This window comes from Delftia acidovorans NBRC 14950 (assembly GCF_001598795.1).
Lineage (GTDB): Bacteria > Pseudomonadota > Gammaproteobacteria > Burkholderiales > Burkholderiaceae_C > Comamonas > Comamonas acidovorans.
Window position 1 is genome coordinate 137,443 of record NZ_BCZP01000002.1, and the last position, 19,480, is coordinate 156,922.

A 19,480-nucleotide genomic window follows, 5' to 3' on the forward strand; every position below is an offset into this window, starting at 1 on the left:
GGAGCCATGCCAATGCATCGCGAAAACCTGGGCCGCGCGCAGGACGCGGCGGATCTGCAGCCCATCAGCCTCGATGTGCTGCGCGAGAAATACCTCAAGAACGGCGAGACCGGCGTGGGCGAGCTCTACGCCCGCGTGGCCCGCGCCCTGGCCTCGGTCGAGCCCGAGGCGCGCCGCGCCGAATGCGAGGCCCTGTTCCTGGCCAACCTGCAGGCCGGCGCCATAGGCGCGGGGCGCATCATGAGCGCGGCCGGCACCGACCTGCAGGCCACGCTGATCAACTGCTTCGTACAGCCCGTGGGCGACTGCATCCAGGGCGTGGACGACGGCGGCTACCCCGGCATCTATGAAGCCCTGCGCGAAGCCGCCGAAACCATGCGCCGTGGCGGCGGCGTGGGCTACGACTTCTCGCGCATCCGCCCCCGTGGCGCCGAGGTGCGCGCCACCGCCTCGCTGGCCTCGGGCCCGTGCAGCTACATCAACGTCTTCGACCAGTCCTGCGCCACCGTGGAAAGCGCGGGCGCGCGGCGCGGTGCCCAGATGGGCGTGCTGCGCATCGACCACCCCGACGTGCTCGAATTCATCACCGCCAAGCGCACGCCGGGCCGCTGGAACAACTTCAACGTCTCGGTCGGCGTCAGCGACGCCTTCATGCAGGCCGTGGCCGAAGACCAGCCCTGGCACCTGGTGCACCGCGCCCGCCCCGGCACCGCCCTGCTGGAGCAGGGTGCCCACCAGCGCGCCGACGGCCAGTGGGTCTACCAGACCCTGCCCGCCCGCACGCTGTGGGACACCATCATGCGCTCGGCCTACGACTTCGCCGAGCCCGGCATCCTCTTTCTGGACCACATCAACGACGACAACAACCTGCGCTACTGCGAGGAGATCGCGGCGACGAATCCTTGCGGTGAAGAACCCTTGCCGCCCTACGGCTGCTGCGACCTCGGCCCCGTCATCCTCACGCGCTTCGTGCGCCATCCGTTCGGCTTCGCGGGCGAGCCTGTGTTCGACTTCGAGGCCTTCGAGCACGCCGTGGCCGTGCAGGTGCGTGCGCTGGACAACGTGCTGGAGCTGACCTGGTGGCCGCTGCCGCAGCAGCGCGAGGAAAGCGAGGCCAAGCGGCGCATCGGCGTGGGCTTCACGGGCATGGGCAATGCGCTGGCCATGCTGCGCCTGCGCTACGACGCGCCCGAGGGCCGGGCCATGGCCGCGCGCATTGCCGAGCGCATGCGCGATGCGGCCTATGGCGCCTCGGTGGAGCTGGCGCGCGAGAAGGGGGCCTTCCCCAAGTTCGACGCCGATGGCTACCTGGCCGAAGGCACCTTCGCCAGCCGCCTGCCCGAGGCGCTGCGCCAGCGCATACGCACGCACGGCATACGCAACAGCCACCTGCTGTCCATCGCGCCCACGGGCACGGTCAGCCTGGCCTTTGCCGACAACGCCTCCAACGGCATAGAGCCGCCGTTCTCCTGGACCTACAAGCGCAAGAAACGCACGGCCGATGGTGGCAGCGCCGAGTACGCGGTCGAGGACCATGCCTGGCGCCTGTACCGCTCGCTGGGCGGCGACGTGCAGCAGCTGCCCGAGTACTTCGTCAGCGCGCTGCAGATGCCTGCGGCCGGCCACATCGCCATGATGCAGGCCGTGCAGCCCTTCGTGGACACGGCGATCTCCAAGACCGTCAACGTGGCCGCCGACTATCCCTACGAGGACTTCAAGGACCTGTACCGCCAGGCCTGGAAGGCCGGCCTCAAGGGCCTGGCCACCTACCGGCCCAACACCATCCTGGGCGCTGTGCTCGAAACCCATGCGCCTGAATCTGCTGAAAAGCCGGCCTCCCCCGCGCCGGCGGGAGCGGCGGCTTCCGCACCCGACCCGCTGCGCACCGTGATAGAAAGCCGCCCGCAGGGCGCGCTGGACGCCGTGGCCGAGAAGATCGAGTACTGGACCCAGCAAGGCCCCAAGCGCCTGTACCTGGTCGTCTCCTTCCTGCCCGTGGTCCTGCCCGATGGCCGCACGGTGGACCGCGCCATCGAATTCTTCATGCCCGTGGGCCAGAGCGGCGAATCCCAACAATGGGTGACCTCCAGCATGCGCCTGCTGTCACTGGCCGCGCGCGGCGGCTTCCTGGAGCGCGCCCTCAGCGACATGCGCAAGGTGGCCTGGGACCGGGGTCCCGTGCGCCTGGGCACCCACCAGCGCGACGACGGCACGCGCGTGCCCATGTGGCACGACTCCGAGGTGGCCGCCATCGCCTATGCGGTGCAGAACATCCTGGCCCGGCGCGGCAGCGGCGCACCGCCCGCCCCATCGCCGCTGCCCGAGCCCGAGGCTCTGGCCACCGACCCCATGGTCATGGCCGGCCGCAAATGCGAGGAATGCGGCGCCCATGCCGTGATCCGCAAGGACGGCTGCGAGTACTGCACGGCCTGCGGCCATCTGGGGAGTTGCGGGTGAAAGTTACCGTGGCCCCGCGCCCGCAGGGCGATGCCGTGCCCGGCTGGCGCGCGCCCGGCACGGGCTTCGACCAGCCCTTCGAGATGCTCGAAGCCTGCCACGAGCGCGTGCTGCGCATGCTGGCGCTGCTGGACCGGCTGCGCGTGCATCTCCAGACCAAGGGCTGCGACGACAGCGCACGCCAGGCGGCGCGCGACATCCTGCGCTACTTCGACCAGGCGGCGCCGCTGCACCATGAGGATGAGGAGCTGCATGTCTTCCCGCCGCTGCTGGAGCAGGGCGATGCGCAGACCGTGGCCCTGGTGCAGCGCCTGCAGCGCGAGCACGGCCTGATGAGCGCCGACTGGGCGCTGGCGCGCCAGCCGCTGCTGGACATGGCTGAGGGGCAGTCCCAGGGCTTTGGCGCGGCTGACGAGGCGGTGTTCGAACGCTTCGCGGCCTGCTATGCCAGCCATGTCGAGAATGAAGAGCGGCTGGCCTACCCGCAGGCGCGCGGCCTGCTGCCAGAGGCAACGCAGGCGGCCATGGGCCGTGAGATGGCCGTGCGCCGGGGCGCGGACCTGTCACGGAGATAGCGCCGCCGGCAGCGCGCGGGAGCCGGCGCGGCGATACTCGCAGGCTTTGGACCTGCCCCTGCCTCGCCTGCCATGCCCGAGCGCCGCCACATTTTCCTGCTTCGCATCGCACTGACCCTGCTGGGCGCCTTTGCCGCCGCCCAGCTGTGCCTGTGGCTGCGCACGCCGCTGCCCTGGATGCTGGGGCCGCTGATCGCTACCTCGCTGGCCTCCATCCTGGGCGCGCCCACGGCCAGCGCGGGCCGGCTGCGCAACGGCGGGCAGTGGATCATCGGCGCCTCGCTGGGCCTGTATTTCACGCCGGCCGTGGTGCAGTTGATCGCGGGGCTGTGGTGGGCGATCGCCGTGGCCATCGTCTGGGCGCTGCTGCTGGGCTGGGGCTTCGGCGCCTGGCTGTACCGCGTGCATGCGCCGCGCATGCCGCAGATACCGGCTGGCGAGATGCGCGCCACCACCTACTTCGCGGGCGCCATTGGCGCGGCGTCGGAGATGACGCTGCTGGCCGAGCGCGAGAACGCGCGCACCGATCTGGTGGCGGCCAGCCACAGCCTGCGCCTGGTCATCGTCACCGTGAGCATTCCGTTTGCGCTGCAGTGGAGCGGCCTGCACGGGCTGGAGGGGCTGACGCCGCCCAGCATCCGCATCGTCGAATGGCCGGGGCTGGCGCTGCTGGCCGTGCTCACGGGCCTGGGCGCCTGGGCCATGGACCGGCTCAAGCGTGCCAACCCCTGGTTCCTGGGCGCGCTGCTGGTGTCCATGCTGCTGACCATGTGCGGCCAGGAACTGTCGGCCGTGCCCCAGGCCCTGGTCAATGCGGCGCAGCTGGTGATCGGCATCAGCCTGGGCGTGCGCTTCAAGCGCGAATTCCTGCACACCGCGCCGCGCTGGCTGGGCTCCGTGGCCGTGGGCACCGTGGGGCTCATGGCGATCTGCGCGGGCTTTGCCTGGCTGCTGCACCTGGCCGTGGACCTGCCCTGGGTCACGCTGCTGCTGGGCACCTCGCCGGGCGGCATCACCGAGATGGCCATCACCGCCAAGGTGCTGCAACTGGGCGTGCCCGTGGTCACGGCCTTCCAGGTCTGCCGGTTGATCGCCGTGCTGCTGCTGGTGGCGCCGCTGTTCCGCTGGGTGGAGGCGCGCGGGCCGGCCGCGTCGCGCACGGCCTAGGGCCCACCTCACCACAGCCCACTGTCGCTGGTAGACACCGCAATCGCACCACCGGCCAGCGCCTGCTGGACCTGGTCCTGGCTGCAGACGAAGCCCGAGGCCACCAGGGGCGGCAGGATGCGGCGCTCGGCCTCGGTGATGTGGGCCAGCATGGGGGCGGGCATGATCTGCACGAGGTTGGGGTCGCTCTGCTCCACGGCCTTGATGCTGCGCGGCCAGGTGGAGCGGTCGGTGACGAAGACCTTTTGCATGGTCAGCAGCCCGGCCTTGTTGGCGCGCTGGATGGTGGCCACGCGCGTGGACAGCAGGCTGCTGGCGCCCAGGTCCACAAGGTAGTCCACGCCGCCCTTGTCGGGCGAGATGCCGTCGCAGCTGTCGATGTTGACGATGGCGATCTTGCCCGCCCCGGTGATGGTGGAGATCACCGAGCGCAGCCGGCGCAGTTCGATGTTGGCGACGATGGCGACTTCGGCCTGGCTGGCCAGCAGCGCGTCCATCTGCTCGGCTCCGTACAGGGTTGCGATGACGGGGCGGCGCGCCAGCCGCGCGCCCAGGGAGTTGTCCGGGCGGCCCATGTCAGAGGTCCAGCCCCAGCTTGCCGGGGTTGAGCAGGTTCTTGGGGTCCAGCATGCGCTTGGTGGCCTCCAGCAGGGCAAAGGCCGGGCCCAGCGATTGCCGCATGTAGGGCGCGCGCAGCAGGCCCACGCCGTGGTGGTGGCTGAGCGTGGCGCTGTGGCGCAGCAGCACGGCGTTGGCCGCGTCCCAGGCCGCGCGGTACCACTGGGCGCGCTGGTCCACGGCCACCTCGCCGCGCAGCGAAAAGTACAGGCAGGCGCCATCCACATAGGCATGCGACTGGTGGGCCGAGCCGGCCAGGGTGCCGGGGATGGCCTGCAGGGCGGCGACCACTTCCTCGTAGATGGCCGGCAGGTCTTTCCAGGGGCCGCACATCTCCAGCGTGTCGGCGACGAAGCCCGGGCCTTTCTTGAAGCCCTCGGCGCTCTTGCCGGTCAGGTAGCGCGTGTCCAGCCAGCGCTCCAGGGTGGCGGCGCCGTCCAGCCGTTCACCCAAGGGTGCACACACACGTTCGCAGATGGCCATGACGGCATCGACGATCTCGGGCGCGCCTTCGTCGGCGATCAGCAGCACGTTGAGGTCGCTGCGGCCGAATTGCACGCCGCTTTCCAGCGCGTCGTACAGCCGCAGTGCGGCGGGGTTGGCGCCTTGCTGCAGGATCTGGCGGCAGGCCTCCAGGCCCTGGGCAAAGCTGGCAAAGCCATAGGCGATGGCGCGGCCGTGGTCGGGCAGGCGGTGCAGCTTGAAGCGGATGCGCACGATCACGCCCAGCGTGCCTTCCGAGCCGATGAACAGCTGCTGCAGGTCCGGCCCGATGGCCGCGCGCGCATAGCCGCCTACGGTGACGAGGCGGCCATCGGCCAGCACCACGTCCATGCCGTGGACCATGTCCTCGATCTTTCCGTAGCGCGTGGACAGCTGGCCCGCGCCCCGGCAGGCCACCCAGCCGCCCACGGTGCTGATGCCGAAGGACGAGGGCCAGTGGCCCATGGTCATGCCGTGGCGGCGCTGGATGGTTTCCTCGAACACGTCGCCGAACATGCCGGCCTCGACCTCGACGATCTGGCTTTGCTCGTCCATGGCGATGAAGCGGTTGAGTTCGCACAGGTCCAGCACGATGCCGCCGCGCAGGGGCAGGGCCGCGCCCGTGACGTTGCTGCGCCCGGCCGAGACGGTGACGGGAATGGCGTGCGCGTCGGCAATGCGCATCACGGCCTGCACCTGCTCCACGGTGGATGCATGGGCGATGACGGCCTGCGGCGTGGCCGGGTGGCCCGAGGTCTCGGCCACCATGGTGCGCGCCCACCAGTCGCGCGTGCCGGCGACGATGTCGGCGCGCTCGGTCTGCACGCGGTCGCAGGCGGCGCGCAGCGCGGCGAGCGCGGCCTCGGGCACGGCCACGGGTTCGTGCTGCAGGCCGCAGGCAGGACCTTCGGAGGCAGTGCGGTCGGCTGCAGGTGCGGCCTGCGCTGCCCAGCCCGGTGTCGTGGGGGCGCCCACCACGTAGTTGCGGCGGTTGTAGCCGCGGGCGATTGCGTCTTTGCTCAGCATTGGATGTCTCCCATCAAAATCTGTTTTTCGCGCTCCACGGCGCGGCGGTAGTCGTGGACCTGTTGCGCGACCTGCGCGGGTGTCAGTCCCAGTTCATCGGCCAGGATGTCGCCCACGCGCTGCGCGGCGTGGGCCGAGGCATCGCGCGCCATGAGGCGGGCGCGCAGGCGGCGCGAGAGCACGTCGTCCACGCTGGCCGCCATTTCGTGGCGCACGGCGTAGAGGACTTCGGCCTCGGTATGGGGCAGGCCCTGCACGATGGGCCGGGCCAGTTCGGGCCGCACGGCCAGCAGGTCGCTGACGAAGCGCGCCTCCGTGCCGTAGCGCTCGCCCAGGTGGGCCGAGAGGCCGCCCGTGGCCGTGATGGCCTGGGCGTCGTAGCCGGCCGCGCCCAGCACAAAGGCCGAGGTGGTGGTGCAGCGCGTGCGCCGGCCCAGCAGCTTTTCCACGGCGTCCACGGTCTGCTCGGCCATGTGGCGCGAGGTGGTGAGCTTGCCGCCCACGATGGTGACCAGGCCGTCGGCCGCCACATGGATTTCGTGGTTGCGCTTCATCTCCACGGTCTTGCCGCCGGGCGGGCCGACCAGGGGGCGGCAGCCGGCGATGGAGCCGACCACGTCCTCGGGCGACAGGTCCACCCTGAGTGCGGAGCGCGCGCCTTCCAACAGAAAGTCCAGCTCGGCGCGCGTGCAGTGCACATCGTCCAGGCCGCCTGCGTAGTCCTCGTCGGTGGTGCCCAGGTAGGAGACATCGCCCCAGCGCGTGATGGTGGCGCGCCGGCTGCGGCCCGGCACGGGAATGGTGACGGTGCAGTCGTTGCGTATGCGCAGCCAGGGAATGGCCACGTGCACGCCCTTGGCGGGGCGCACGTGCAGCCGGGGCTCCTGGCCGGGCTTGCGGCCATCCCAGTCGCGCAGCCACACGCCCGTGGCCATGACCACGCTGCGCGCGCGCACCGTGATCTCGCGGCCATCGGCCTGGACGATGGCGCCATCCACGCGGCCGTGGGCGTTGCGCGTGACGGCGGTGGCCTGGCAGTGGTTGAGCACGGCCGCGCCATGGAAGGCCGCGGTGCGCGCCACGGCCAGCGTGAGCCGCGCATCGTCCACGCGCGCGTCGAAGTACATGTAGCCGCCCAGGAGCTGCTCTTCGCGAAAGCTCGGGCAGTGCGACAGCACCTCGGCCTTGCCGAGCTTGCGGTGCAGGATGCCTTCGCGCCAGCCGCCGGCCAGGTCGTAGGTCCACAGCAGGCTGCCGAAGGCCTTGGCCAGGCGGGCGTCGAAGACGCCGTCGCGCTCCATCACGGGAAACAGGAAGGGCAGGCGCTGCACCAGGTGCCGCGCATTGCGGCGCAGGCGCTGGCGCTCCAGCAGCGAGTGCCGCACCAGTCCCAGGTTGCCCTGCTCGATGTAGCGCAGGCCGCCGTGCACCATCTTGGAGGACTTGGACGAGGTGCCCGAGGCGAAGTCGTCCTTCTCCACCAGCGCCACGCGCAGGCCGCGCAGGCTGGCGTCCAGCGCCGCATAGGCGCCGGTGATGCCGCCGCCGATGACCAGCAGGTCGAAGGCCTCGTCACCCAGCCGCGCGAGCTGGTCCGCGTGCTGCAGCTGCAGCGGCGCGGTCTGGGTCAGTGCGGCGCTGTCCCTGCGCTCCTTGCCAAAGGGCCATTGCATCATGCGCAGCCCTCCAGGGCGGCGCTGCGGCCGGGGGCCCGGGCGCGGGCCAGTTCGTCGCCCACGCGGGCGCGCCAGATGCGGCGGCGCTCGCCGCGCTCGTCGGCGGCCATGCGCGGGGTGAAGACCGCTTCGGTGCGCAGCGTGGCGCAGGCCTGTTCCAGCCCGTCCCACAGCAGGCCTGCGCTGCCGGCCATGAAGGCGATGCCGCGCAGGCTGGCCTTGTCGGTATCGGCCAGGCGTCGCACGGGCAGGCCGCCCAGGTCGGCCTGGATCTGCAGCAGCGCATCGCTGCCCGACAGTCCTCCGCCCACCAGCAGCTCGCCCACCTCGGTGCCCGAGGCCGCCTCGTCCGCCTGCACGCAGGAGGCCACGGAATGCGCAATGCCTTCGAGGATGGAGCGCGCCAGCTGCGGCCGCGAGGTGGCCATGGACACGCCCGAGATCGAGGCCCGCGCGCCCGGCTCCATGGCCGGCAGGCGCAGGCCGGTGAGCGCGGGGATGAAGACCAGGTCGGCCGGCGTCTCGGCCTCGCGGGCCAGGGTGCTGATCTGCTGCGGGTTGTCGAACCACTGCAGCTTCTCGCAGATCCAGTTGAGCGCCGAGCCAGTGGTGGGCACATAGGTCTCGATGGCATAGCGCGAGACACCGCCCATGCGCCGCGCCGTCATGGTCAGCGAGCTTTCATGGGCCGCGTCATGCGCGGGCAGCTTTGTTCCCGTGAGCACATCGACAAAGCTGCCCGTGCCATGCACGCACAGCGCCTGGCCCCGCTCCAGGCAGCCCAGGCCCACGGCGGCCGCATGCTGGTCGCCTGCGCAGGCCAGGATGGGCACGGCCAGGCCCAGCAGCTCGGTGCGCGTGCGGCCAAAGTCCTGCACGTCCTCGCACAGGCGGGGCAGCAGCTCGGCGGGAAACTCCAGCGCGTCCAGCCAGTCCTGCAGGTAGCGGTGATCGCCCAGCGCATAGGCATTGCCCGAGGTCACATTGGTGGGCGTGGTGACCACGGCGCGCGCATCCGACAGATGCCACAGCAGCCAGGAGTCGATGGTGCCGAAGGCCAGGCGGCGCTGCTGCCAGGCACGGGCCACGGCCGCATCCTCACGCAGCTTGCGCGCAGCCCACAGGTAGGGCGAACGCACGCCCACGGGCCGGCCCGCGTGGCGGATCAGCCGGGCATCCCAGTCGCCGGCCAGCAGGGCCAGTTCGTCGCGGTGGCGCGAGTCCTGCCAGACCATGATGGGCGCCAGCGACCGGCCCGTGGCCGTGTCCCAAAGCACGGCCGAGCAGCGCTGGTTGGCAATGGCCAGGGCCACGATCTGCTGGCCGCAGCCCTGGGCGCGGGCGATGGCGCGGCGGCACACGTCCAGCGTGCGCTCCAGCAGCAGGTCGGCGTCCTGCTCGACCACGCCGGGGCGCGGGCAGTGGATTTCCAGCGGCAGATAGTCCTGGGCGGACACCTGCCCGTCGCGTCCCACGACGGCGGCGCGCGTGCCCGAGGTGCCTTCGTCGATGCAAAGGATCACGGCTTCATGGTGCATGGGGTGGTCTCTTTCAGGCGGTGGTTTGAGCGACCTTGGCGGGCGGGGCGGCGTCGTCCGCGAACTGGGGCGCGCCGGGCTCGTCGTCGGGGTTCACGGTGGTGCGCGTGGGGTCCCAGCGGATGGAAAAGCAGACGATGCTGGCCAGCAGCGGCACCACGGACAGGATGAGGAAGGTGTTCTCCAGCCCGTACTGCTGGCGGAACAGCGGGAACACCAGCAGCCCCAGCGCCGCGCCCATGGCGCCCAGCGCGCCGATCACGCCGTTGGCGCCCGCGCGCAGCTCGCTGCGGAACGACAGCGTGGACAGGCTCTTGCCGTTGGCGCCGGGTCCGCCCGAGTGAAAGAGGATGAACAGCGAGGGCACGGCCACGGCCAGCCAGATGGGCATGCGGCCGTTGAACAGGCCCAGCACCAGCAGCATCAGGAACACCAGCGCAAAGCCGAAGGCCGAGGCCCGCCGCAGGCCCAGCCGGCGCCCGATGACGGGCGACAGGAAGCCGCCGACGATGCCGAACACGTTGAACACCAGCGCGCCCAGCGTGGCCTCGCGGAAGTCCTTGCCGAACAGCGAGGCGCTGATCAGCGGCAGGTACCAGCCCACGGCAAAGTACTGGATGGACTGGCCTATCTGCACCGTGGCCGCCAGCAGCGTGCGCGGCAGGTAGATGCCGCGAAAGATCAGCAGCACATTGGCCAGGCCGCGCCGGGCCGGGTTGAGCACGGGCAGGCGCTCGGCAAGGGGCGCTGCCCTGAAGGTCTGGCCATAGATGCGCGTCATGGCGCGGGCCGCGTCATCAAGCCGCTCCTTGCGTGCCAGCCAGGTCGGGCTTTCCACCAGCAGCGCGGCCTGCATGCCCAGGATGAACACGCCGAACACGGCGGTGGCCGCGACCGAGTAGCGCCACAGCGAATCGCCCACGTCCCAGGAGTGGAACCACAGCGCCAGCACGAGGTTGCTGCACACGGCCATGTACCACATGCCCTGCCAGACATTGAGCCGGCTCTTGAGGCGGGCGGGCGTGAATTCGGCCAGCACCGCCATGGCGATGGCGAAGTCGATGCCATAGGCCGCGCCCACGAAGAAGCGGCCGAAGAGGATGGTGGCGTAGTCGGGCGCCATGCTGACCAGCAGCGCGCCGGCCACGGCCAGCACCTTGGCGATGACCAGCGGGCGCATGCGGCCCCAGCGGTCGGCCATCCAGCCGCCGATGGGGTTGAAGGCGATGGACACCCAGGAGGCCAGCGACGTCATCCAGGCCACCTCGGCCGGCGTGAGCTGCTGGTCGCGCGTCATGGGCCCCAGGCCCACGCTGAGCGCGGAGTTGGAAAAGGCGTCGAGGAAAAGGCCGCCGAGTGCCAGCCACCAGATGGTGCCGGCGCGGCCTGAAATGCCCTGGCGTGCGTCGATGTACGAGATGACATCCTGAACGCCACGAATGCTGTGGCCTGTGGTTTGCATCGCTGCCTCCTGGTTGTCTGCAAGAGGCCGGCGCACACCACACAGGCGTGACAAGACCATCTCACAGATGGTCTTCAAATCTTGAACCTGTGCCCGGGATTCTAGGAAATAGCAGGGGTTGCGCAGTATCGGTAGAAGCACCAGGGCGAAGGCGCCGGGCTATCAGGCGCGCTAATAGCAGGCGGCAGGCAGGGCCGGCAAGCATTGGTTTTTCCTGTGGCGCGAACGCTGCGCGTGTTTCACTCTGTTTCTTGATCGATAGAAAAAGACAATAGGATTTTTCGATTAATTGTCTAAACAGATGAAATAGAGGGAGGGAACCCATGATGTCAATCAGACGATGGGCAAGGCTGTTGCTGTGTGCCAGCATGCTTTTGCTGGGCAGTCAGGCAATGGCGCAGAAGATGTTGATGCTGACCACGGACGCGGGCGGGGTGAACTCTTCCGTCGAGGAGTCCGAGTTCACCAATATGAGAACGGAATTCTCCAACGTGGTGGGAGCAGCCAACGTGACACGGGTGTCCACTCTGTTCACAGCCAATGGCATCAGCGCAGCCACCTTCAACCCGCCCGGCGGGCCCTACGACATGGTGGTGGTCGCCAGCCACTATCGGGCCATCCATCCCACGAACTGGGCAGTCCTGTCACAGGCCGTGGCCAATCGCTGGGCCAACAGCGTGCTGTTCTTCGTCGATGGCTATGACGACACGCTGACCAACGACGTGCAGATGCTGGAGCTGCTCAATGCCAATACCGGGCGGAATTTCACATTGGGCACGAAGGTGGGAGTCTTTCAGAGCTATCCGCTGAATGCCAACTCTGCCTATTCGGGCTCGTTCACCAGTCTCGACCCGGTCTACGGTGGATTTTTCGACTACATCAACAACGTCCCCGGAGAAAACGTTCTGTACCTGGCGAACGGCACACCCGTTGCCGGCTTCCCGCCTGCGGGCTCCACCGCCCTGGTCAATGGCGTCTACGCCTTGCTGGTGCCCGTCGCCCAGTCCAACAATGGCCAGGGCGCCTGCGTCTTTGCCACCGTGGATGTGTCCAGCTTCCGAGATGCGGACATGACCCTCGCCCGCAACGGCGGCAAGATCGCGCAGGCCTTTGTGCGCGCCGTGACTGATCCGGGTGGTGCCTGCGGCCTGCCCACGGTGACCAAGCGCTTTGACAAGACCGATGTGCTGCTGGGCGGCGCCGGCAACACGGCGCAGCTGACCATCGAATTTCAGAATGACACGCTGCAGGACGTGGCCCATGCCAAGGTCACCGATGCCCTGCCCAGCCCCCTGCTGATCGGCAGCGGTCCCGTCACCCATACCTGCACGGGCGGCACGCTGACCGCGACTGAGGGCTCCAGCACGGTCAATCTGGATGACTTCGGTATTCCCCACACCACGGGCTGCTCCATCACCGTGCCCGTGGTCTGGCCCAATGACGCGGCAGGCCGCGCGGCCTGCGCGGACCCTGTGGCACGCACCGTGACCAACATCATCCGGCCCGGTGTGGACTTCACACCCGCAGGTTTGGGCAACAACGCCACGGCCACGCTGACCTGCCAGTCCGGCACGCTGGCCGTGGGCAAGACGGTGGCCTGGGCCGCAGGCAGTCAGGCCACGGATCTGACGGGCAGCAGCTTCCCCGTCAGCGTTTCCTGCACAGGAACGGACGGCATTGTGGTGCCGAGCATTGCCACCAGCGTGACGCTGAGCACGCCCACGGCGGGCGCCGTCTCTGTCACGCCCGTCATCTCCAGCGGCAGCTGCACGGTGACCGAAACCTCCCGCCCAGCGGCACCGGCCAATCACCAGTGGGTGGAGGTCAGCCCGCCCAGCGGCACCGTGGCCTTGCTGGCGCCACCTGGCAGTCCTGCCGTGGCCTTGACCAACACGCTGGCGCGCAGCGCCGCATCGATTGCGCTCACCAAGACCGTGGCGGGCGGCCCTGCAGCGGGCGTAACCGGCAACTTCGACTTCACTGCGAGCTGCGGCGTGGACGGCAACTACACCGGCGCCGTGGCGCTGAGCAATGCCTCGTCGGGAACGGGCGGCATCGCCGGTGTTCCGCAAGGCGCGAGCTGCGTGGTCACCGAGAACACGCCTTTGCCTACCGCGCCGGTCAACTACAGCTGGGGCGTCATGCCCGCTGCCGTGCCGGTGACGGTGGTGGCTTCCGGCAATGCGGCCGCTTTCACCAATACCCTGGTGCGCAGCACCGCTGCCATCAGCCTGACCAAGAACGTCACGGGCGCGCCTGCAGGCGGCGTGAGCGGCAGCTTTGCCTTCACGGCCAGCTGTGGCGCGAGTGGCAGTTTCACGGGGACCGTGGTGCTGGCCAATGCGACCACGGGCACAGGCACTATCACCAACGTGCCCCAAGGCGTGAGTTGCACGGTCAGCGAAAGCACCACGCTGCCTTCGGCACCCGCAGGCCTGGCGTGGGGCAGGATGCCGGCGGCCGTCACGCTGACGGTGGCGGCCACGGGCAACGCAGCGGCTTTCACCAACGAGCTGACGGCGGCGGCTGGCAATGTGGCAGCCATCCCCACGTTGAGCCAGTGGGCGCTGATGATGCTGGCCCTGATGCTGGCCGGGATGGCGGCACTTTCGATCAGGGCTGCGTCCAGGGATTGACGGTGGAATGGGGGCTGGGTCCGCCCAGCCCAAAGCCCAATGAAAAAGCCGGAAATGCTCATCGCATTCCCGGCTTTCTTATGGGTTGGAGGGAGGTGAAAAGCGCGGCGTCAGTGGACCACGACAGGCTGCTGGGCCAGGCCGGCGTAGCGCTCCAGCGCGTCTTCCACCTCTTCCTCGGTGGGGGCGTCGAGCTGCCAGGCAATGATCTGCTTTTGGAACATCTCGGCCCAGGAACCGTCCAGGTAGACCTCCTTGCCCGAGCGCTTGTCCACGATCTCGAAGCCGTGGCGTGGCAGTTGGCGGGCGGTGTCGACTGCCTCATTGCCAGCCGTTGCATCCGGATCCATGTCGGGACGCAGATGGAGCACCACAAAAGATTCGGAGTCGTAAAGCATTTGCATGGTGTTCCCTTTCTGGCCCGTTGCCGGGCGTCGCACAGCCTACATGGCTGCGAAGCGCCGGATTTCAAGAACCGTGGGGGTCCCGATCTATCACAGGCACTTGCATGCAGTATTCCACGGATTGGCATGCGCGGCGGCGTGCGCCACAGGCCGCGGTGTGGTAGGCGGGCGGCAGCGGTGCCTGCAAGTGCCGGCCTACCCGCGATCAGGGTGCCTGGCGGCCCTTGAGCTGCAGGTCGGCGAAGTCGCCGTTGTCCTGCGCCAGCCGGATGCGCACGGGCAGGTATTGCATGGACGGCGCCAGCCACAGCGAGGCCTGCTGGTCATCGCCGGCCGCCGCGATCTTGTCCAGCCGCAGCGCCTGCGTGCTGCCCGAGGGCAGGTCCAGCGTCTCGGTCTCACCCACGCGGAAGGTCCAGCGGTCGGCGCGCCGCGCGCTGACGGTGATGAAGCTGATCTGCGTACCCGCCGGGTAGCGCTGCGGCGCCGCCGCCAGCAGGGCCGACAGTTGCAGGAACACGCTGAGCCGGTCCTGCGCGCCTGGCGCGATGGCGGCATCGGGCGCGCCCGTGCTGAAGTGCGCCAGGTTCTGGTCGAACGCCAGCTGCGCCGATTGCTCCTTGCGTGCCTTGTCGTTGAAGCGGCTGGGCTCCAGGCCCCTGTCCGTGATGCGGCCTTCACTGGTCTGCGAGCGCGAGCCCAGCAGGAACAGGCTGACTTCCTGGCTGGCCTGGTACTGGCCGTTGGCATGGCGCCAGACCAGCTCGGCACTGGCCGAGTAGTTGAAGCGCTTGGCCTGGCCGGTGACGGCGAACGACAGCCGCGCGGGATCGGGCAGTTGCACGGGAACGGGGGCGTCGGAGGCCAGCGGCGTGCCATCGGGCGAGGTGATGGCCATGCCCTGGGCCGGGCCGGCCGAGGGTGTGGGCGGTGTTTCGGGTTCGGGCTTGGGAGCGGGCGGCGCCGGCGGCGTGGCCGGGGTTGGCCCGCTGCCAGCACCTGCATCGGCGGCGGCAGCGGCGGCTTCCGAGGCGTCCGATGCAGCAGGCTCCGGCGCTGCGGCCATCGGCAAGGGCTCCACGGTTTCGCGGATGGGCGTGTCCAGCGGCTCGGGCGCGGGTGCGGTGGGCGCGGCGGGTGCCGGGCGCTGGACCTTGGGGCGAGGCTGCTGCGGCTTGGGCGCAGGCGCCTTCGAGGCGGGTACGGGCGCTGCAGGCGGGGGGGCGGGTGGCTCGGGCAGGGACAGCGCCCGCGTCTGCATGGCCGCCACCTCGGTGTGTGGCGCCGATACCTGGCTCCACAGCGGCAGGCCCAGCAGGGCCAGGGCGTGCACGCCCAGCACCACGGCGGTGAGGGCGGGCAGGGCGCGCTGGCGCAGGTGCATTTCAGGCATTCCAGCCCAGGTCCTGGGACAGCTGGAGGCAGGCCTCGCGCAGCGGCGCGTCGATGGCGCCGCCGTATTCGGGGTCGAAAGTGGCAATCGAGCCCAGCGTGGTCAGGCCCAGCACGATATGGCCCGAGGAGTCGAAGACCGGCGTGCAAAAGGCCACGATGCCGGGCAGCACGGTATCGACCACGCGGGCGGTGCCGCGCTCGCGCACCTCGGCCAGCATGGCGTCTATGGCCTCGGGCGTGAGCGGCAGGTCCTTGCGCTGGATGCGGCGGGCCTTGTCCAATTCGGGCTCCAGCAGCGGGGCCGTGACCTCGCGCGGCAGCCAGGCCGCGAAGCAGCGCCCGGTGGCCGAGGCCAGCATGGGCATGACATCGCCCAGGCGCAGGTTGGCGGTGACCGACTGGGCGCTTTCCTCCCAGTGCACGATGGTCGGCCCGTGGTTGCCCCAGACGGCGATGGCCGCCGTGTGGTGGATGCGCTCCATGAGCGCGGGCATGCGTTCGCGCGCCAGCCGCACGGGGTCCAGCCGCGCCAGCGAGGCCAGGCCCAGCTTGAGCGAGGCCGGGCCCAGGTCGTAGCGGGAGGTGCGCGCGTCCTGGGTGACCAGGCCGATGCGCTGGAAGCTCACGAGGTAGCGGTGCGCCTTGGCGGCGCTCATGCCGGCGTCGGACGCCAGGTCCTTGAGCATCTGCGGGCCCCGGGCGCGCGTCAGCGCCTCCAGCAATGTAAAACCGACCTCGACCGATTGAATCCCTGCGCGTTCCTTGTCCATTGCAATAGAATTTGGTTTTGTTTAGTTAAATCAATTTAACTTATCGTAATTCGTGGCTGCGTCGCCATGGGTATCCAGGCCGCTGCCCGGATGCCGTGGCGCGCGGCGGCGGCACGGGGGAGCAGCATGAAACTTGCCACATACAAGGACGGATCGCGGGACGGGCAACTGGTCGTGGTGTCACGCGACCTGAGCCAGGCCCATTATGCGACCGGCATAGCGAGCCGCCTGCAGCAGGTGCTCGACGACTGGAGCTACATGGCGCCCCAGCTGCAGGACCTGTACCACCTGCTCAACAGCGGCAAGGCGGTCCATGCCTTTGCCTTCGATCCGCGCCAGTGCATGGCGCCGCTGCCACGCGCCTACCAGTGGGCCGACGGCTCGGCCTACATCAACCATGTGGAGCTGGTGCGCCAGGCGCGCGGCGCCGAGGTGCCGGCCAATTTCTACACCGACCCGCTGATGTACCAGGGCGGCAGCGACGATTTCCTGGGCCCCTGCGACGACGTGGTGGTGCCCAGCGAGTCCATGGGCATCGACTTCGAGGCCGAGATCGCCGTCATCACCGCCGACGTGCCCATGGGCGCCACGCCCGAGCGTGCGCTGGGCGGCGTGCGCCTGGTCATGCTGGCCAACGACGTGAGCCTGCGCAACCTGATCCCCAATGAGCTGTCCAAGGGCTTCGGTTTCTTCCAGTCCAAGCCCGCCACCTCCTTCAGCCCGGTGGCCGTGACGCTGGACGAGCTGGGCGACGCCTGGAAGGGCGGGCGCCTGCACCTGACGCTGCAGTCCACCTGGAACGGCCGCAAGGTCGGCATGTGCGATGCGGGCGAGGACATGAGCTTTCACTTCGGCCAGCTCATCGCCCATATCTGCAAGACGCGCAATGTGCGCGCCGGCTCCATCGTGGGCAGCGGCACCGTGAGCAACAAGGGCGTGGAAAGCGGCAAGGGCAAGAACCGGCGCATGGAGTGGCCCAAGGGCTACAGCTGCATTGCGGAGAAGCGCTGCATAGAGACCATCCAGGACGGCGCGCCCAAGACCGAGTTCATGCGCTTCGGCGACACCATCCGCATCGAGATGAAGGGCAAGGACGGCCAGAGCATCTTCGGCGCCATCGACCAGAACATCGTCGAGCCTGCCGAATGAGCCGCGTCTGCGCACCCTGGTGGCGCCTGGCGGGCAGGTCGCTGCGCGCCGGCCTGGCCGCGCTGGCGCTGTCGCCGCTGGCGGGGGCATTCGCGGCGCCCCCGGCCGCGGACCCCGTCACCTGCCCGCCCGAGGCGCGCATGCCCAGCCCGGACGAGATCCGCGCCATGCAGCGCAAGGCGCAGGACCGTGGGCTGCTGTGGCGCATCGAGCACCGGGGCCGCACCAGCTGGCTCTACGGGACCATGCATGCGGCCAAGCTCGACTGGAGCGTGCCCGGACCCACGGTGGCGGACGCGCTGCGCGCCTCCGACAGCCTGGCGCTGGAGCTGAACATCCTCGATCCCGATGTCATGAAGGTCTTGTTCGCAGGCATGCAGGCGCGGCCCGATGCGCCGCCGCTGCGCGGCGATCTCCAGCGCCGGCTTGAGGCGCAAAGGCGCCTGGCCTGCGCCGGCCCCGAGCTGGCCCTGCTGCGCCCCGACGCCCAGGTGATCTCCCTGTTGTCGCTGGCCGGCCGCAGCGAGGGGCTGGACGCGTCCTATGGCATCGATTTCTCGCTGGCCGGCGTGGCGCTGGCCCTGGGCAAGCCCGTGCTGTCGCTGGAGACACCCGAGCTGCAACTGCGCGAGCTGGTCTCGGACGACCCCGCGCGCGTGGCCGAGACGGTGGAGTCCGGCCTGCGCCAGCTGGAAAGCGGCATCGCCTCCCAGAAGCTGGGCCTGATCGCACGCGTCTGGGCCGATGGCCGCATCCATCTGCTGGAGAGCCTGCCCGACTGGTGCGACTGCATGGCCAATGCCGCCGAGCGCGTCGACTACGACCGCATGGTCTATGGCCGCAACCCCGGCCTGGCGCGCGAAGTGGCGCGGCAGATCCGTTCCGGCCGCAGCGTGTTCGCCGCCGTGGGCGCCCTGCACATGGTGGGCACGCGCGGCCTGCCGGCGCTGCTGGCGGCCCAGGGCTTCAAGGTGCAGCGCGTGGAGTTCCCCGCAGCCAGCCCGCCCTGAAACACACGGCCGCCGCCTCCATGAACAAGAGCAACAGGGCGCGGCCAGGACCATCACACCCATCCCACAGGAGACAACAATGGACCGTAGACAATTCCTGGCCGCCGTGGCGGCCTCATCCGCCGGCATGGCCGCGCCTTTTGCACAGGCGCAGGACTGGCCCGCCAGCAACATTCGCTGGGTCGTGCCCTATCCGCCCGGCGGCGGCACCGACGTGCTGGCGCGCACCGTGGCCGAGGCCATGCGCCAGACGCTGAACCAGACCATCGTGGTGGACAACCGCCCCGGCGCCTCCACCAACATCGGCGCCCAGATCGTGGCCACGGCCAAGCCCGACGGCTACACCATCATGTCGGCCGACAACGCCGTGCTGGCCTACAACGAGCACCTGTTCAGCAAGCTGTCCTTCAACCCCGAAAAGGACTTCACCTACATCGGCGGCATCAGCCGCTTCCCGATGGCGCTGGTGGTGAACCCGAACTTCGAGGCCAAGACCTTCAAGGAATTCCTGGCCTACGTGAAGGCGCATCCGGGCCAGGTCAACTACGCCTCTCCCGGCAACGGCTCGCCCCACCACCTGGCCATGGAGATGTTCAAGAACCGCACGGGCACCTTCCTGACGCACATCCCCTATCGCGGCGCGGCGCCTGCGCTGGCCGACGTGATGGGCGGCCAGGTGCCCTGCATGTTCCTGGACCTGGCCTCTGGGCTGCCCGTGATCCAGTCGGGCAAGGTGCGCGCCCTGGCCATCGGCACGGGCAAGCGCGTGCCCAGCCTGCCCGAGCTGCCCACGCTGGCCGAGGTCGGCGTGCCCGATACCGAGGTCTATGCCTTCCAGGGCATCCTGGGCCCGGCCAAGATGCCCCCCGCCGTGGTGCAGCGCCTGAACGCCGAGCTCAACAAGGCGCTGGCCAACCCCGCCGTGGTCAAGCGCATGCAGGACTTCGGCATGGAGGCGCTGCCCGGCACGCCCGAGCAGTTCCTGGCCATGTCGCGCGCGGAGTCCAAGCGCTGGGGGGCGATCATCAAGAGCGCGGGCGTCAAATTGGACTGACCCCCTGAGCGGCTGCGCCGCTTCCCCCTTCTCGCTTCGCGGAGGGGGACGACACCCTCG

At 69.5% G+C, this 19,480-nt stretch carries 15 protein-coding genes; 7 read left to right on the top strand and 8 right to left on the bottom strand.

Translation table 11 applies throughout. The features are described 5' to 3' along the window. Window positions 1-12: 12 nt before the first annotated feature. From DA1_RS03310 to DA1_RS03320, 3 genes are all read left to right on the top strand, one after another. A complete protein-coding gene (locus DA1_RS03310) occupies window positions 13-2,457 on the top strand; it encodes an adenosylcobalamin-dependent ribonucleoside-diphosphate reductase (RefSeq protein ID WP_034390040.1) in 2,445 nt (814 codons plus the stop codon). Continuing rightward, window positions 2,454-3,032, top strand: coding sequence for a hemerythrin domain-containing protein (locus tag DA1_RS03315; RefSeq protein WP_051940511.1), 579 nt, complete (start codon window positions 2,454-2,456; stop codon window positions 3,030-3,032). Before DA1_RS03310 ends, DA1_RS03315 begins: the two co-directional genes overlap by 4 nt. A gap of 72 nt (window positions 3,033-3,104) precedes the next feature. Continuing rightward, a complete protein-coding gene (locus DA1_RS03320) occupies window positions 3,105-4,199 on the top strand; it encodes an AbrB family transcriptional regulator (protein WP_034390043.1) in 1,095 nt (364 codons plus the stop codon). Window positions 4,200-4,207: 8 nt separating this feature from the next. On the opposite strand, the gene DA1_RS03325 is transcribed toward DA1_RS03320, so the two are convergent. Genes DA1_RS03325 through DA1_RS03345 form a run of 5 tightly spaced genes read right to left on the bottom strand, consistent with a single transcriptional unit; the run spans window position 4,208 to window position 11,002 of the window. After that, window positions 4,208-4,774 (bottom strand): glycerol-3-phosphate responsive antiterminator, encoded by a 567-nt coding sequence (locus DA1_RS03325; protein WP_034390045.1) that lies wholly within the window; start codon window positions 4,772-4,774, stop codon window positions 4,208-4,210. Between the two features lies 1 nt (window position 4,775). Then, window positions 4,776-6,326, bottom strand: a complete 1,551-nt coding sequence (locus tag DA1_RS03330; protein ID WP_034390047.1) for an FAD-binding oxidoreductase — start codon at window positions 6,324-6,326, stop codon at window positions 4,776-4,778. Next, window positions 6,320-8,002 carry a glycerol-3-phosphate dehydrogenase/oxidase gene (locus DA1_RS03335; protein WP_034390048.1) on the bottom strand — a complete coding sequence of 561 codons (1,683 nt, stop codon included), beginning with the start codon at window positions 8,000-8,002 and terminating at the stop codon, window positions 6,320-6,322. The genes DA1_RS03330 and DA1_RS03335 overlap by 7 nt, the downstream gene beginning before the upstream one ends. Further along, window positions 7,999-9,540, bottom strand: a complete 1,542-nt coding sequence (locus DA1_RS03340) for an FGGY family carbohydrate kinase (RefSeq protein WP_034390049.1) — start codon at window positions 9,538-9,540, stop codon at window positions 7,999-8,001. The genes DA1_RS03335 and DA1_RS03340 overlap by 4 nt, the downstream gene beginning before the upstream one ends. A 13-nt stretch (window positions 9,541-9,553) precedes the next feature. Then, the gene (locus DA1_RS03345; protein ID WP_034390051.1) at window positions 9,554-11,002 is read right to left on the bottom strand and encodes an MFS transporter; all 1,449 of its coding nucleotides are present in this window, start codon (window positions 11,000-11,002) and stop codon (window positions 9,554-9,556) included. A 410-nt stretch (window positions 11,003-11,412) separates the two neighbouring features. Between DA1_RS03345 and DA1_RS03350 the strand changes: the two genes are divergently transcribed. After that, a complete protein-coding gene (locus DA1_RS03350) occupies window positions 11,413-13,638 on the top strand; it encodes an IPTL-CTERM sorting domain-containing protein (protein ID WP_162269871.1) in 2,226 nt (741 codons plus the stop codon). A gap of 110 nt (window positions 13,639-13,748) precedes the next feature. On the opposite strand, the gene DA1_RS03355 is transcribed toward DA1_RS03350, so the two are convergent. The 3 genes from DA1_RS03355 to DA1_RS03365 form a co-directional block, all read right to left on the bottom strand. After that, complete coding sequence (locus tag DA1_RS03355) at window positions 13,749-14,042, bottom strand: BTH_I0359 family protein (RefSeq protein ID WP_034390054.1); 294 nt, start codon at window positions 14,040-14,042, stop codon at window positions 13,749-13,751. A gap of 205 nt (window positions 14,043-14,247) precedes the next feature. Next, complete coding sequence (locus DA1_RS03360) at window positions 14,248-15,435, bottom strand: DUF3108 domain-containing protein (protein WP_034390055.1); 1,188 nt, start codon at window positions 15,433-15,435, stop codon at window positions 14,248-14,250. Beyond that, window positions 15,428-16,207: an IclR family transcriptional regulator gene (locus DA1_RS03365; RefSeq protein ID WP_034390057.1), complete on the bottom strand. Its 780-nt coding sequence runs from the start codon at window positions 16,205-16,207 to the stop codon at window positions 15,428-15,430. Before DA1_RS03365 ends, DA1_RS03360 begins: the two co-directional genes overlap by 8 nt. 126 nt (window positions 16,208-16,333) lie before the next feature. On the opposite strand from DA1_RS03365, the gene DA1_RS03370 reads away from it, so the two are divergent. The 3 genes from DA1_RS03370 (at window position 16,334) to DA1_RS03380 (ending at window position 19,420) form a co-directional block, all read left to right on the top strand. After that, the gene (locus DA1_RS03370; RefSeq protein ID WP_034390060.1) at window positions 16,334-17,356 is read left to right on the top strand and encodes a fumarylacetoacetate hydrolase family protein; all 1,023 of its coding nucleotides are present in this window, start codon (window positions 16,334-16,336) and stop codon (window positions 17,354-17,356) included. Then, the gene (locus DA1_RS03375) at window positions 17,353-18,366 is read left to right on the top strand and encodes a TraB/GumN family protein (RefSeq protein ID WP_034390061.1); all 1,014 of its coding nucleotides are present in this window, start codon (window positions 17,353-17,355) and stop codon (window positions 18,364-18,366) included. The genes DA1_RS03370 and DA1_RS03375 overlap by 4 nt, the downstream gene beginning before the upstream one ends. Window positions 18,367-18,445: 79 nt before the next feature. Beyond that, window positions 18,446-19,420 carry a Bug family tripartite tricarboxylate transporter substrate binding protein gene (locus DA1_RS03380; protein WP_016446620.1) on the top strand — a complete coding sequence of 325 codons (975 nt, stop codon included), beginning with the start codon at window positions 18,446-18,448 and terminating at the stop codon, window positions 19,418-19,420. Window positions 19,421-19,480: the final 60 nt, after the last annotated feature.